Here is a 13,574-nt window from a genome sequence, read left to right on the forward strand (position 1 = left end):
GCTCCAGTGCTTGCATATCGCCCCGAAGCATCGACAACCGCCCGGCGTCGCCCCATGACCGTGCTCAATCATTCTACAACTTCATGTACGCAACGTATATAGTTTTAGTACGTTTCGTACTTATTTGGGGGGAGGAATGAGAGAAACTGATGCAGAGACTCTGCTTCAATTGAGGTCGAAGAGAGAAACCTTGCAGGGTTCGGCGACCTCGCTCAGATCCGGCTGGCACTCCGCGGCGGCGACCATTCAGCGTCAGCGGTATATCACCCAAAACTGCGACAACAACCAACGAGGCCAGTCGCAGAACGGGACTGAGCGACAGCTCGTCGACCAGGTCGCGTTTCGCCGTACTGCCCTTCCTCAAAGGGTGTGCGCGAGCCAGGGCTTCTGCGCCAGGCGCTCGGTCTCGAAGGCCTTGATCTCGTCTTTGTGGCGCAGCGTCAGACCGATGTCGTCCAGCCCGTTGATCAGGCAGTACTTGCGGAAGGCCTGCACGTCGAACGCGAACTCCTGGCCGTCGGGCTTCACGACCACCTGGCGTTCCAGGTCGATGGTCAGCGTGTAGCCCGGGAAGGCGAAGGCTTCATCGAACAGCTGCGAGACTTGCGCCTCGGGCAGAACGATGGGCAGCAGGCCGTTCTTGAAGCTGTTGTTGAAGAAGATGTCCGCGTAGCTCGGCGCAATGAGCGCGCGAAAGCCGTACTGGTCGAGCGCCCACGGCGCGTGCTCGCGCGACGAGCCGCAGCCGAAGTTCTTGCGCGCCAGCAGCACCGAGGCGCCCGCGTAGCGCGGCTGGTTCAGCACGAAGTCGGGATTCAGCTTGCGGCCTGTCAGATCCATCCCCGGCTCACCATGATCGAGGTAGCGCCACGCGTCGAACAAGTGCGGGCCCAAGCCGGTCTTCTTGATCGACTTGAGGAACTGCTTGGGAATGATCGCGTCGGTGTCGACGTTCTCGCGGTCCATGGGGGCCACGAGGCCCTTGTGCACGGTGAATTTCTGCATGTGATGTCTCCAGATCAGGCGAAGGTGCGCACGTCGACGAAGTGGCCGTGCACCGCGGCCGCGGCGGCCATGGCCGGGCTCACGAGGTGGGTGCGGCCGCCGGCACCCTGGCGGCCTTCGAAGTTGCGGTTGCTGGTGGAGGCGCAGCGCTCGCCGGGCTCCAGGCGGTCGGCGTTCATGGCCAGGCACATCGAGCAGCCGGGCTCGCGCCATTCGAAGCCGGCGGCCTTGAAGATCAGGTCGAGGCCTTCGCGCTCGGCCTGTTCCTTCACCACGCCCGAACCGGGCACGACCATCGCGAGCTTCACGTTCTTCGCGACCTTCTGGCCGAGCTTCTTCACCACGGCGGCGGCTTCGCGCATGTCCTCGATGCGGCTGTTGGTGCACGAACCGATGAACACCTTGTCGATGAAGATGTCGTTCATGGCCTTGTTGGGCTCCAGGCCCATGTAGACCAGCGCGCGCTCGATGGCGCCGCGCTTGCTCGCGTCCTTTTCCTTGTCGGGATCGGGCACGCGGCCGTTGATGTCGACCACCATCTCGGGCGAGGTGCCCCAGGTCACCTGCGGCGGGATCTGCGCGGCGTCGAGCTCGACCACGGCGTCGAAGGTCGCGCCCGGGTCGGACTGCAGCGTGCGCCAGTAGCTCACGGCCTGGTCCCACTCGACGCCGGTGGGCGCGAGCGGGCGGCCCTTGACGTAGCTGATGGTCTTCTCGTCGACCGCCACCAGCCCGGCGCGCGCGCCGGCCTCGATGGCCATGTTGCAGACCGTCATGCGGCCTTCCATGCTGAGGTCGCGAATCGCCGAGCCTGCGAATTCGATCGTGTAGCCCGTGCCGCCGGCGGTGCCGATCTTGCCGATGATGGCCAGCACGATGTCCTTGGCCGTGCAGCCCAGCGGCAGCTTGCCTTCGACCTTCACGAGCATGTTCTTGGCCTTCTTGCCCAGCAGCGTCTGCGTGGCCATCACGTGCTCGACCTCGCTGGTGCCGATGCCGTGTGCAAGCGCGCCGAACGCGCCGTGCGTGGAGGTGTGCGAGTCACCGCAGACGACCGTCATGCCCGGCAGCGTCGCGCCCTGCTCCGGCCCCATCACATGCACGATGCCCTGCTTCTTCGACAAGAACGGAAAGAAGGCTGCAGCACCAAACTCCGCAATGTTTGCATCGAGCGTGGTGACCTGCGCCCTGCAAATGGGATCGTCAATGCTGTCGTAGCCGCGCTCCCAGCCGGTGGTCGGCGTACTGTGATCAACCGTTGAAACTACCGAACTCACGCGCCAGAGCCTGCGTCCGGTCTGCCGCATGCCTTCAAAGGCCTGTGGACTTGAAACCTCGTGCACCAAATGCCGATCGATGTATAGGATCGCAGTGCCATCCTCCTCGGTGCGGACTACGTGTTCGTCCCAAAGCTTATCGTAGAGCGTGCGGGACAGGATGGGTTCAGATTTAAGCATTGGAGAAGATCAATTAGGAATCGAGCCGAAGGCGGGGAAACAAACGCCGACGAATAATTGAGAAGGCTTTCATTTTCTAAAAAACACCAAGTTACAAGCCAGACCGCGTCTACGGCTTGCAAAAAATTCAATCACTCCTTCTCGCCCAAGAATTCACTCACGACCGAAACAAATTCTTCAAACTGATCCCAAGGAATCATGTGCCCGGAGTCTTCGAATTTCCTCACCTGACAGTTACTTATATTGGACGAAATTTCCACTGCATCCGCATCAAGAACTGTTTCGCCATGCCCAGCATATAACAAAAGACACTTGGCAGAAATGAATTGAAGATCTTCATGAATACTTTCCTCATGAAAAGAACGGTGAGATTCAGCGATGGCAAATGAGTCGCACGTTGGAAGCCACTCCATGCGATCGTTGATCTGCTCTTCGGTCCATCCGAATTTTCGCTTGATGCCCTCATAGCCCAAGCCCTTACCAACTTCATCAAGCGACTCAAGGTAATATTCCAATGGGATTGGGTACTTTCTTCTATTCGGACCCGAAACCGGCGGATCTACCAAAACAACACTTTCAAGGATTGCAGAATTTTTTGAAGAAAATCGAATGGCGACTCTAGCTCCCATTGAATGACCTAAGATCACCGGGCGATCGAGCTTTAACTCCATTATCAAATTAAATAGGTCTGCAGCATAATCATCCAACCCATAGGTCAGAGCTTTCCCACCTTGCGAAAGACCGCGACCACGCACATCGAGAACATAGACATCTCGAAACTTGGCCAGTTCGCGCGCGACAAATTCCCAAGTCGCGGCAGGACTCGTAATTCCAGGAACGATCACCAATGGGCGACGCCCCTCTCCGATCTTTACGTAATGATGCCTAATACCATTCAATAGAACGTGCCGCCCGATTCTTGGAGGTTCGACTGCATGATTGTTCATTTTTTCCTTCCAGCAATTTTCTTCAAATGCTTTTACTCTCGATACCTTGACCCAGCCTCAATCAAGCTTCTGAAACGATTTTTTTCGGTATGATGTCGTTCACTGCGACTCTTTGAGTGAGACTGCCCATGCGCCAAAAAAACACCCTATCCGTCCGCGAACCCAATTCGCCGACCACAACTTTTGTTCCCAGCCTTTCCATCTCTCACGAAGAACTTCTATTCGACGGAAATGACGAAAAATTTCGTCGAGTTCTTTTTTTGTCACGTCTTTTTGCTGATCGCCTGGCAATTTTTCGCGATGCAGTAGCCGAGTCTATTGATCTGAGTGGAAATCAATACGTGATCTTGCTTGTCATTGCACATGCGCAAGGCAATGGTGGAACGACCGTTCGCGAAGTTGCCAAGTACGCACTCATGGCGTCCACTCATGTGACCACGCAAGTCGGATTCCTGGTAAAAAAAGGCTTGGTCTCCAAGAATCCAAACGAGAGCGACCGACGCAGCGTGCTGCTTCTGCTGACTAAAAAAGGAGAGCGCGCCATGTCGACAATTGCACCAATGCGACAAAAATTCAATGATGCATTCTTCGAGGATGTCTCCCGGCACATGCTGATTTCGGCGGAAAAATTCCTCCAAAAAGTGGTCGATAACAGTGGGCGCGCGCTCCCTCTCATCGAGGGAGCGCCAATCGAAGACTCGCTCGACTGAAGACCGATCAACGCTCCGGGTAGAAGTGCTCTGTGACGTTCATCAGATTGCTGATGAAGATCGTGAATCCACAGATCTTGACAATCTCCAAAGTAACTTCGCGCCCGAAGCGCTGAGCTGACTCTTCAAATGTTTCATTGCGAACACGTCCTTTTGCTGCAAGCTCTGAAACAAATTTGTAGATCAACGCTTCATCGTCAGCCAATTCCTTCGGTCGCTGCCCAGCCTTAAGGGCCTCCACGATCTCAATACGCAATCCACTGGCACCAACGGACTCTAGTGCCAGAAATGGAAGCAGATCTTCGGATTTATATCTGCCCGCGGCAACCAAAACACTCAAGATACGCAGGCGCTCGGGAATACGAAGATTGAAGCGTAAGAATTGATCCAATTCGTAAACAAGCCGTGCAATTTCAGGCGATTGAATTAATGCACCGTAGGGGCCAGCAAGCTCCCCTTGGCTCAATCCAATAGTGTTCGCGACCTGCCGTTGCCGCTCATTCATTTCTTCAATTGGGAGTAACGGATAACGCATGATGAAACTCATTCTTCAATGACGGTAAAGGCAGGCTTGAATCCAGCGAGGAATTTCGGCACGAGTGGGTGAGAGACATTCATGCTCAAGCCCAGCATTGCGTAATAGCCGCAGGTTGTCATCAGATCGATGATGACTGCCCTGCCGAATCTTTCCTTCATCCCTTGGAAGGTCGACTCCAAGACGCGCCCCTTTGCATGAAATTCGGTGCAAAATTCATAAACCAAGCGCTCGTCTTCGTCCATGTTTTCCGGTCGCTGTCGAGCAGCCACGGCGTCGATGATCGAGTTTGAAAGCCCAAATTCGCGAGCTTCCATCGCATGAACATGGAACTCCAAAACAGCCTCGACATGACGAGCTGTGATGATGATCCCGAATTCGCGCAGTTTTGCAGGTACTGCAGTGTGAAAACGACAATGCTCACCAAGGGCCTGCAGGCGATCCAGAATTCCGGGCACGTAGACCAACGGAACGAACGGACCTTCCACACCGCCTTCGGATGAAACAGAGGGCTTACGACGGCGCGAAACTGTGCGAACTACGCTTTGTTGCTCGTAGTTCATATCGCTGAGGGATAACGGCGGATATCGCATAGATTCAATAATATTTACTTGAACACTTTAAAAAATACTTTTACGCAATTCAATTGCTCAACTTCAGGTCAACAACCATTTTTTGAAACAATACGACCTCGCTCTTGGTGATTGATGCCAGTGCGCCCGGCGTTCCGCCTATGACGGTAGAACCTTGCTTTCGCATGGCTTCAATAATTTCGGGCATCGCAAGCACCTTGTTCATGTTTTCGTTCAAGGACGCCACGATGGTGTCACTGGTCCCCTTTGGAGCGAACAAGCCATACCAAGAGTCCAGACTCACTTTGCTGTAACCCATTTCGGTCAAAGTGGGGATGTCGGGTGCCAACTCTGTGCGCTTAGCACCCGTCGTTGCCAGCACCTTTAGCTTGCCGTTCTTGAGATAGGGTTCGATCGTGCTCAGTGCCCCGTAGGCATACTCCACATGCCCGCCAAGAACATCGGCAATAGCCTGAGAAGTTCCCTTGTAAGGCACGTGGCCCAGCTTGATGCCAGTTGCCTGGTTGACCAATTCGCCAACTAAGTGCGTGATGGAGCCAGCGCCAGCGCTGCCGAATGAGGCTGGCGTCTCTTTCGATGCCAGTAGCGCCTCTTGGAAGGTCTTCACACGGACCTTTTCGCCGCTGACGAGGAACATAGGCGTCTTGCAAACCTCGATGACCGGCTTGAAGCTGTCAACGGGGTTGTAGTTCGCCTTCGAATTCCCACCCGAAATCAGATGCGCGAACGTGAAGCTATTCGGGGTAAACAACAGCGTGTAGCCATCGGCCGGCGATTTGGCAACAAAGTTCGTTCCGATCAGGCCCGCAGCGCCGGGTTTGTTGTCCACGATCACCGCCTGACCGATCAGCTTCCCCAGCTTTTCTGCAATCGCACGTGCAACCAGATCGGTCCCGGCCCCGGCTGAAAAGGGGACGATCATTGTGACCGTGCGGGTCGGGTAGTCCGTCGCCTGCGCCCCACCCGCCCACCCGAAGAGAGCTAGGGCTGAGGCCAGCGCCATGGCCTTCCGGCGACTGACGAGGCACAAGGAATCAAGCATTTTGGTTTGAAGCACATTCGCTCCTAAAGTGTTGAACGTATTAGATACCATTTGTATATACATGGCGGTTTCAAAGTGCATGCTGTCGGGGCTAAACGATCAGCACGCATCCGATTCGCGCCTGCTTGGCTGCGCGGCGGCCCGATGAGGGCTTAGAAGCTATGCCGAATCCCGATGTCGTATCCAAAGGAACTCTTCGGGGCATATTGGGCACCTGCATAGCTCCTTGCATAGTCGACGCCACCGCCGACGCTAGCGGCCATCGCAGGATTCAATTCGCCGGAGGATTTCAAACGCATCTTGGCCACGGTCGCGTATAGAGCGGTTCGCTTCGACAGGTTGTGCACGTAGCCGATGGCGAACTTGTCCGTCGACGCGGTATCGGAGCTCATCGGGAGGTTGAGACCCTCCACTTGCGTAAGGCCTCGAGCCTTGTAGTTGACACGCACGTAGGAAGCACGGATCAGACCTGCGCCCACAGGTATGGTCACCCCCACCAACGCGCTGCGGTACTTGGCGGTTTCAGTCGGCCCAGGCACCGGTTGGAGCGAAGACACAGTACCGAAGGCACCCGGGGTCTGCTTGTCGGAGAGTTGTGACAGAAGGCCAAAGACCTTGAAACTACCGAAATCGTAGGTTCCACCGATATTCACACCAGTCAGACGAACCTTCGAGGTCGGCGCCGGCGAAAGGGCATCCTTGTAATCTTGGCCATAGGCGATCGCCAGATCCAGTGGACCATTCGCATAACCGAAGCGTGCACCGTAATACTTACCCGCTTTGCTGTTCTGGGCGAGTGGGCCGTCCTTCTTGTCGTTTTCATGCAAGGAGTACTGCAGCTGGCCATAGAACCCACCCAGGGTCGGTGGAAGGAAATAGCTGACGCTGTTACTGCTGCGGATGAAATTGTCAGACGCCACCAAATTGGCGGAAGCACGACCCCGGGCTGCGGTCGCATTTGGGTGGATGATCGAGATCGCACTTACACCCACGCCGGCGGCGATGAACGGGTCAAAAACCACGTGGCTCCAGAACGACGCTGTGGTGTCCCGGCCCAAGCGAACCTCACCGAAGCCACCAGACAAGCTGAGGGTTGAGCGACGGGAGAACACGATGCCCCCCGCAGCACCGTCGTCATTGGTAATCGGCGCTTCCAACCAGAAGCCTGCGGCGAGACCCCCACCCAGATCCTCTACCCCACGAAAGCCCAGGCGCGAGGTGTTGTAGCCAGAACTGGCGAGCTTAGTAGCGCTGCGCTTCAGCATCTGCGGCGCGACCACTCCAGATGACTCACCCAATCGAACGCTCTTAGTGCGATAGGAGCTAATAGAGGCGTCGACAATACCAAATAACGTTACAGAGGACTGCGCCCAACCAAACTGGGAAAATGCAAGAACAGCAACTGCAATGCCCGACTTTTTGATATTCATTATTTACTCCATTTTTATATTAACCGCCACCCACATCCCGGAATGGTGCGATTAGATTTATTCCTTTCGAACGCAACTTCACCGCATTCGACGGGATTTAGACCACTGAAGATAGAAACTCCGAACCCGATCAACGGGTCTCAATCGATGTTTTTGTCGCGACTGTACTTTTCGTCAAATGCGGCAACCTCATCGAAGCCCATTAAGGTGGAGAATTTTTGAAATTCATACAGCGCATGTCGGCTGTCGGCGGTCGAGCCGTCTTTTCTTATTTGAGAATAGACGCTCTCCAATGCGGCGCCAGCCGCAAGAAATCCAGTTGCTGGAAATATCGCTATGCCATATCCCAGCGCCGAAAGTTCGTCTTGGGTAAGCACCGGCGTTTTGCCGCCCTCGACCATATTTGCCAGTACCGGGGCATCAAAACGCTTGCCGATTTCCGCCATTTCTTCAACCGACTCTGGACTCTCAATGAAGAGCACATCGGCACCCGCCTGGGCATAGAGTTCACCTCGTCGCAAAGCCTCTTCCAGCCCCAAGGTGGTTCTTGCGTCGGTACGGGCGATCACCAGAAAATTGGGGTCTGTACGGCTTTCGACGGCGACCCGAATCTTTTTGACCATCTCCTCAACTGGCGCGACCTTTCGTCCTGGCATATGGCCGCATTTCTTGGGGAATTCCTGGTCCTCGATCTGGATCATGCAAGCGCCAGCCGCTTCATAGCCTTTGACGGTGTGCATGACGTTGAGCAAGCCGCCATACCCTGTATCGGCATCGCAGATCAGTGGAGTTCGCGTAGCACCGGCAATGGTGCGCACTCGTTCCACCATCTCCGCATACGAGGCCAGTCCTGCATCCGGCAAACCTAGATGCGAAGCGATCGTTCCGTAGCCTGTCATGTACAGCGCGTCGAACTGCATCGTGTCTGCGATCTTTGCGGAAATCAGATCGTAGACACCTGGTACAGAAATTATTTGCCGTCGCCGCAAACGGACTGCGAGATCTTCGCGTTTTTTAGCGACCGATATTTCCGAATAAATATTCAGCATGTAATACCTCATTGAAAAATGGGCAACAGAAGTCCCGGCTGCCGTCGAAACCGACGGCAGCAGAGAGAACTTCTGCGATGGGGGAAAAATTCAGACGCTGCCGAACGGCAGCAAGGTCAGTCCGCCTTGATCTGTAGATCGGTGATGATCTTTGAAAACTGCGTGTAAGTGGATTTGTAGAGTTGGTCCAAATTTTCCGGCGGACCACCAGAAATAGTCGCACCCAATGCACTCATTTTTGGAATGACGTCGGGCATTTTTATGATTTCATTCAGATGCGAATTCAGCATTGAAACCAGCTTGGGGTCCATGCCTTTCGGTCCGAACAGGCCATACCAAGTATTGATGTCGACTTGATAGCCCTGTTCCGTCAGCGTCGCGACCTGGGGCGCGAGTGGCGTGCGCACCTTTTCCATTACTGCCAGCGGAATCAGCTTGCCGCTCGCGAGATAAGGTCTGATAGTCCCCAGCGAGATGTAGGTCAGCGGGATGTGACCACCAAGCACATCAGATATTGCCGGCGCGACGCCTTTATATGGAACATGGTTAAGCTGAATACCAGCCTGCTTGTTGACCAGTTCCGCAATGATGTGGTGAATGCCACCGATGCCTGCCGTCGCATAGCTGACGGGGCCGCGCTTGGACGCCTGAACAACGTCATTGAAGGTCTTAAAACCCGAAGTCGGGCTTGCCACCAAGAACTGTGGCGAATTGCCGATGTGAATGATGGACGTGAAGCCGTTGAGTGCGTCGTAGCCGTTGTTCGGACTGGTCTTCAGCACGAGTTGCGCGTATGGCAGGCTCCCAGGCGACAGTAGCAAGGTGTGGCCATCAGGCGCCGCCTTGGAGACATATGCGCTGCCGATCACGCCAGTTGCACCAGGCCTGTTTTCCACAACAACTGGAACGCCGACGCGCAGGGCGAGCTTCTCCGCAAAAATGCGTGCAAGCTGATCGGTATCCCCGCCGGCGGGATATGCCACAACTATCGTGATTGGTTTGCCCGACAGCGACTGCGCTTTAGCTTCGCGAGGCGACCCGATAGCGAGCAGCATCGCACTTAAAACGATGGCAAGAAGAAATTTCATTTGTTTTCTCTAGCTGGTCTGAATCGTTTGGATGACTGCATCCGTTTAGACGTTGCTCAACTGAGCCAGATAGGCCATGACCTCCTGCTCGTCGACAACGTCTGCGTATTTCGCGTTCATGTCGTAGAGGTTGGCCTGCTGAATGTCCGGATGGCGATCGCCGACCGCCTCGCGCACGACGATCGGCCGGAAGCCGTAGGAGATCGCGTCAACGCAACTCGCGCGCACGCATCCGCTCGTCGAGACCCCCGTGAGAATCACGGTGTCCACTCCCAGCGCAGTCAATGCCGGCGCCAGCGCCGTGCCAAAGAAGGCACTGGGGTATCGCTTGGAGATGACGATGTCTGAATCAGCTACCTGCAAAGCGGCGGGAAATTCACCCAGTGGATTGCCCGGCTCAAAGCTGACAAGGGCATTCCGAATCTTCTCGTAGAACACACCTCCACCAGCACCGCCCTTCTGCACCTCCATGCGGGTGAGTGCAACCGGCACTTTTGCCTCGAGCGCTCGAGCCTTCAGTCGGACGCCCGAGGCCAGGCTAGGCCCGAAGTCCGCGTGGTACAGCGGCGAGCCTTCCACGAAGTACGCCTGTACGTAATCGATCATCAACAACGCAGGCTTGCGGCCAAAGCCCAAGCGGGTGTTGAAGCCGGTGTTTGCATAGTTTGCATCGAGTGCGCTTTCATCCATACGACATTCCTTGGTGCTGGTTATAGATCGTAGTTAACTACATTTCGTACAAAAAGTACATACGACTTGTACCTATCTTTGTTACGCACGATGTATGCCAGACATGCTGAAGTCCCCCTCAGATGCGAGATCCAAGGCCCACAGGCGAGAGCGGCCAGTGGCATGCGAAGCGTTTGCATGGATTGACAGCTCGGCAGCGCGCGAAACGACGGGGCCTGAGCGGTCACAGGGCGAATGCGCGAACACGGCGACTGCACTGCGCTAGTGCGCGAAGTAGCGAACTTCGCATCATCTTGGGCCGCAGTGCATGCGTGTCGATGCCACTCCGAAACGCACATGCTGATGTCGATGCGGCGTTGATCTAGGGAGGAAGGAAATGCGGCTCATCGACGAGCCGCACTGGGATCAGGCGCAGGGCCTCAGCCGACGCCGCGACTGAATGCCTCAGCATCTAGGGCGAACCGTCACACACGGGTGGATTTGCTAGTCCTGGAGAGGCAGGGTTCTAAGCTGTGATGCGGATCCGTTGGGCAGCCCGAACTGAGTTTCGGGCACGTACAACTTCAGTCGGCCGTTGCGGCTCCGGCCTCCAGGAGCTTCATGACAACGCTTGGCGTCAGCGGCATCTTCGTGATCCGCGGTGGATTGTGGGATAGAGCATCCTCAACTGCATGGATGATCGCGGGCACCACCCCGATTGCACCGCTTTCGCCCGCACCGCGCATCCCACCCAGATTGAAAGTCGACGGCGTCTCCACGTGATCGAGCACGATCTCGGGAACGTCCATGGTGGTGGGAATCGTGTAGTCAAGAAGGGTCGTCGCCATTGGCTGGCCATCGGCACTATAGGACGCCGCCTCCATCAGAACGGCGCCGATTCCTTGGACGATGGCGCCTGCGACCTGACCGTCGACCAGCATCGGATTGAGAATCCGACCGCAGTCATGCGCCATGAAGAACCGCTCCACCGTCACCAAACCGGTTCCCGGGTCCACAGCAACTTGGGCAATGCAGGCGCCGAGCGCATAGCTTGACATCGGTGGATCGTAGAAATCGATCACGTCCAGTCCGATCGACTCGCCGGCTGGCATGTCTCCCAGGCCGATCATGTACGCAATGGCGGCGATTTGCTCCACCAGCAGAAACCTGCTTGGATCGTCCTCGTAAAAGACTCGCCCTTGCGCAAGTGCCATCTTCGAAACAGGCAGCTTGAATTGATGCGCCGCGATGCGCTTCATCTTGTCGCTAAGAGTCGTGCAAGCTTTGATGAGCGCCCCCCCCGCGCCGACGGTGCCACGGCTCGCGCCTGCGCCTGTCCCGAACGGCACACTCCCGGTATCGTGCGCCTCCAACGTAATGTCCTCCATGCGCATTCCGAGTGTGTCTGCAGCGAGTTGGGCGAAGACAGTCTGGTGGCCCTGTCCTTGCGATGCGACACTGAGGTGCACACTCGCTTTACCATCCGGCTCGATGCGCACGCGCGCCCCATCGTAGCCAGGCCAGCGAGAAGCTTGGCCTCGAGAGCGGGTGATGGACGTGCCCTGCCCCGTATGGTCCGCCATGCAGGCCAGGCCCATGCCACGCAGCTTGCCGTCAGTTCCCAGCTTGCCCGAGATCGTCTTTTTGAACTCCGCGTAGCCAGAGCGCTCCAGCACAATGTCTAGACACTGAAGACTGCTCGCAGTGTCGTGTACGACTCCCACTGCGTTCTTGTAGGGAAGGTCTGCCTGCCCGATCAGATTCATTCGCCGTATCTCGACCGGATCGATGCCGAGCTTGGCGGCAGCGCGCATCAACAGTGATTCCATTCCGAACGAACAGATGGGCGACGCAACCCCTCGGTATGAGCATGTGGGCGCCGTGTTCGTAACCACCGAGAGCGCCTCGTAGGCATAGTGGGGCACCCGGTAGGCGGCCATCATATGGTGGCCCGCGCCGCCCGAGTCGATACCGGCCGAGGCCACCCACAGTGCATAGGCACCGATGTTGGCAATCGGTCGGTTTCTGACCGCAAGGAGCTTGCCATCGTCATCGACTGCGATCGTGATCGTGAACTGGTAGTCGCGCCCATGCAACAACGCGAGGTCCTCCTGCCGGTCGCCGACCCATTTAACCGGACGGCAGTATTGGACGGCAAGGGCCGAGCCGACGACGACTTCTGAACGTGTCACGGTCTTCATGCCAAAGCTTCCGCCCACGTCCGGAGTCATGATGCGAACAGCCTTCTCTGGAAGGTCCAGGGCTGCCGCGATCTCCCAGCGCTCCTTGATAGGCAGGTGGGCAGACGACCAAAGTGTCAGCAATTCCCTCCCCTTGTCGTAGCTGGCAAGGAAGCCGCAGGTCTCCATCGCAACCCCGGCAAGCCGGGTGCTTGAAAAGGTGTCCGAGAAAACGTGCTGTGCGTTTGCGAACACCTCGCTCGTACCAGGGACCTCGTAGCTCGCACGGAAAACGACATTACTCGGCAGGTCTTCGTAGACTGGAGGAGATGCCAGGTCGAGTGCTTGATCGATAGAGACGACGGGTGTCAGAGCTTCATATTCGACCTCAACCAACTCAGCCGCGTCTTCTGCCACATATGGAGAGTTCGCCAGCACCACCGCTACCGGCTCTCCAACGAAACGGACCCGATCGATCGCGAGCACATGGCGCAAGATCTTGCGCCCGTCAGCCAACGGAGTCACCATGGGCTTCACCCACCTTGCGAGCTCCACACCTGTCACGACTGCGGTCACGCCTGCGAGCTTCTCTGCCGCCGCGCGATCAATGGAAACGATCTTTGCGTTCGGGTGAGCGCTACGCACAAAGGCAGCATGCAAGACACCTTCGGGCTCCGGAACATCGTCGATGTAGCGCCCATTGCCCTGCAAGAGCCGGTTGTCCTCGATACGCGACATCGGTCGACCGACATACGTTTCCCGGAATTTGATTTTCTCGTTTGGTGCGTTCATCTGATCACCTTTGTTCAGCTTGTATTCGTAGAGCAGCAGCGCGCACGGCACGCACGATGCTGTTGTAGCCAGTGCAG

The 13,574-nt window shown here is 56.4% G+C and carries 12 protein-coding genes; 1 reads left to right on the top strand and 11 read right to left on the bottom strand.

The features are described from left to right. Window positions 1–360: 360 nt before the first annotated feature. From leuD to AC3WQM_RS31815, 3 genes are all read right to left on the bottom strand, one after another. The gene (gene leuD / locus AC3WQM_RS31805; protein WP_492683837.1) at window positions 361–1,005 is read right to left on the bottom strand and encodes a 3-isopropylmalate dehydratase small subunit; all 645 of its coding nucleotides are present in this window, start codon (window positions 1,003–1,005) and stop codon (window positions 361–363) included. 14 nt (window positions 1,006–1,019) lie between these two features. Beyond that, window positions 1,020–2,441 carry a 3-isopropylmalate dehydratase large subunit gene (leuC, locus tag AC3WQM_RS31810; RefSeq protein WP_492683847.1) on the bottom strand — a complete coding sequence of 474 codons (1,422 nt, stop codon included), beginning with the start codon at window positions 2,439–2,441 and terminating at the stop codon, window positions 1,020–1,022. A gap of 152 nt (window positions 2,442–2,593) precedes the next feature. Continuing rightward, complete coding sequence (locus AC3WQM_RS31815; protein ID WP_492683838.1) at window positions 2,594–3,409, bottom strand: alpha/beta fold hydrolase; 816 nt, start codon at window positions 3,407–3,409, stop codon at window positions 2,594–2,596. 128 nt (window positions 3,410–3,537) lie between these two features. On the opposite strand from AC3WQM_RS31815, the gene AC3WQM_RS31820 reads away from it, so the two are divergent. Next, on the top strand, window positions 3,538–4,119 hold the full coding sequence (locus AC3WQM_RS31820) for a MarR family winged helix-turn-helix transcriptional regulator (protein ID WP_492683839.1): 582 nt from the start codon (window positions 3,538–3,540) through the stop codon (window positions 4,117–4,119). A 7-nt stretch (window positions 4,120–4,126) separates the two neighbouring features. Here AC3WQM_RS31820 and AC3WQM_RS31825 read toward each other — a convergent pair whose 3' ends face one another. The 8 genes from AC3WQM_RS31825 to AC3WQM_RS31860 form a co-directional block, all read right to left on the bottom strand. Beyond that, entirely contained in the window at window positions 4,127–4,666 is a 540-nt protein-coding gene (locus AC3WQM_RS31825) for a hypothetical protein (RefSeq protein WP_492683840.1), read from the bottom strand. Beyond that, the gene (locus AC3WQM_RS31830) at window positions 4,663–5,217 is read right to left on the bottom strand and encodes a carboxymuconolactone decarboxylase family protein (RefSeq protein ID WP_492683841.1); all 555 of its coding nucleotides are present in this window, start codon (window positions 5,215–5,217) and stop codon (window positions 4,663–4,665) included. The genes AC3WQM_RS31825 and AC3WQM_RS31830 overlap by 4 nt, the downstream gene beginning before the upstream one ends. A gap of 79 nt (window positions 5,218–5,296) precedes the next feature. Beyond that, complete coding sequence (locus AC3WQM_RS31835; protein ID WP_492683842.1) at window positions 5,297–6,370, bottom strand: Bug family tripartite tricarboxylate transporter substrate binding protein; 1,074 nt, start codon at window positions 6,368–6,370, stop codon at window positions 5,297–5,299. A 71-nt stretch (window positions 6,371–6,441) separates the two neighbouring features. Next, on the bottom strand, window positions 6,442–7,713 hold the full coding sequence (locus AC3WQM_RS31840) for a porin (RefSeq protein ID WP_492683848.1): 1,272 nt from the start codon (window positions 7,711–7,713) through the stop codon (window positions 6,442–6,444). A gap of 146 nt (window positions 7,714–7,859) precedes the next feature. Beyond that, window positions 7,860–8,768, bottom strand: coding sequence for an isocitrate lyase/PEP mutase family protein (locus AC3WQM_RS31845; protein WP_492683843.1), 909 nt, complete (start codon window positions 8,766–8,768; stop codon window positions 7,860–7,862). A gap of 116 nt (window positions 8,769–8,884) precedes the next feature. Continuing rightward, window positions 8,885–9,856 carry a Bug family tripartite tricarboxylate transporter substrate binding protein gene (locus AC3WQM_RS31850; protein WP_492683844.1) on the bottom strand — a complete coding sequence of 324 codons (972 nt, stop codon included), beginning with the start codon at window positions 9,854–9,856 and terminating at the stop codon, window positions 8,885–8,887. A 45-nt stretch (window positions 9,857–9,901) separates the two neighbouring features. Further along, a complete protein-coding gene (locus AC3WQM_RS31855) occupies window positions 9,902–10,546 on the bottom strand; it encodes an isochorismatase family protein (RefSeq protein ID WP_492683845.1) in 645 nt (214 codons plus the stop codon). Window positions 10,547–11,109: 563 nt separating this feature from the next. Beyond that, window positions 11,110–13,574, bottom strand: a 2,465-nt coding sequence (locus AC3WQM_RS31860) for a xanthine dehydrogenase family protein molybdopterin-binding subunit (protein WP_492683846.1), incomplete at its 5' end; no start/stop codon positions are given.

Source organism: Variovorax sp. FW301-JW7, from assembly GCF_058788795.1.

Bases quoted from the DNA above. Each gene is read 5' to 3' on its own strand.
- leuD (WP_492683837.1), bottom strand. From the start codon at position 1,005: ATGCAGAAATTCACCGTGCACAAGGGCCTCGTGGCCCCCATGGACCGC.
- AC3WQM_RS31835 (WP_492683842.1), bottom strand. From the start codon at position 6,370: ATGCACTTTGAAACCGCCATGTATATACAAATGGTATCTAATACGTTC.
- AC3WQM_RS31845 (WP_492683843.1), bottom strand. From the start codon at position 8,768: ATGCTGAATATTTATTCGGAAATATCGGTCGCTAAAAAACGCGAAGAT.
- AC3WQM_RS31815 (WP_492683838.1), bottom strand. From the start codon at position 3,409: ATGAACAATCATGCAGTCGAACCTCCAAGAATCGGGCGGCACGTTCTA.
- AC3WQM_RS31820 (WP_492683839.1), top strand. From the start codon at position 3,538: ATGCGCCAAAAAAACACCCTATCCGTCCGCGAACCCAATTCGCCGACC.
- AC3WQM_RS31855 (WP_492683845.1), bottom strand. From the start codon at position 10,546: ATGGATGAAAGCGCACTCGATGCAAACTATGCAAACACCGGCTTCAAC.
- AC3WQM_RS31830 (WP_492683841.1), bottom strand. From the start codon at position 5,217: ATGAACTACGAGCAACAAAGCGTAGTTCGCACAGTTTCGCGCCGTCGT.
- AC3WQM_RS31825 (WP_492683840.1), bottom strand. From the start codon at position 4,666: ATGAGTTTCATCATGCGTTATCCGTTACTCCCAATTGAAGAAATGAAT.
- AC3WQM_RS31850 (WP_492683844.1), bottom strand. From the start codon at position 9,856: ATGAAATTTCTTCTTGCCATCGTTTTAAGTGCGATGCTGCTCGCTATC.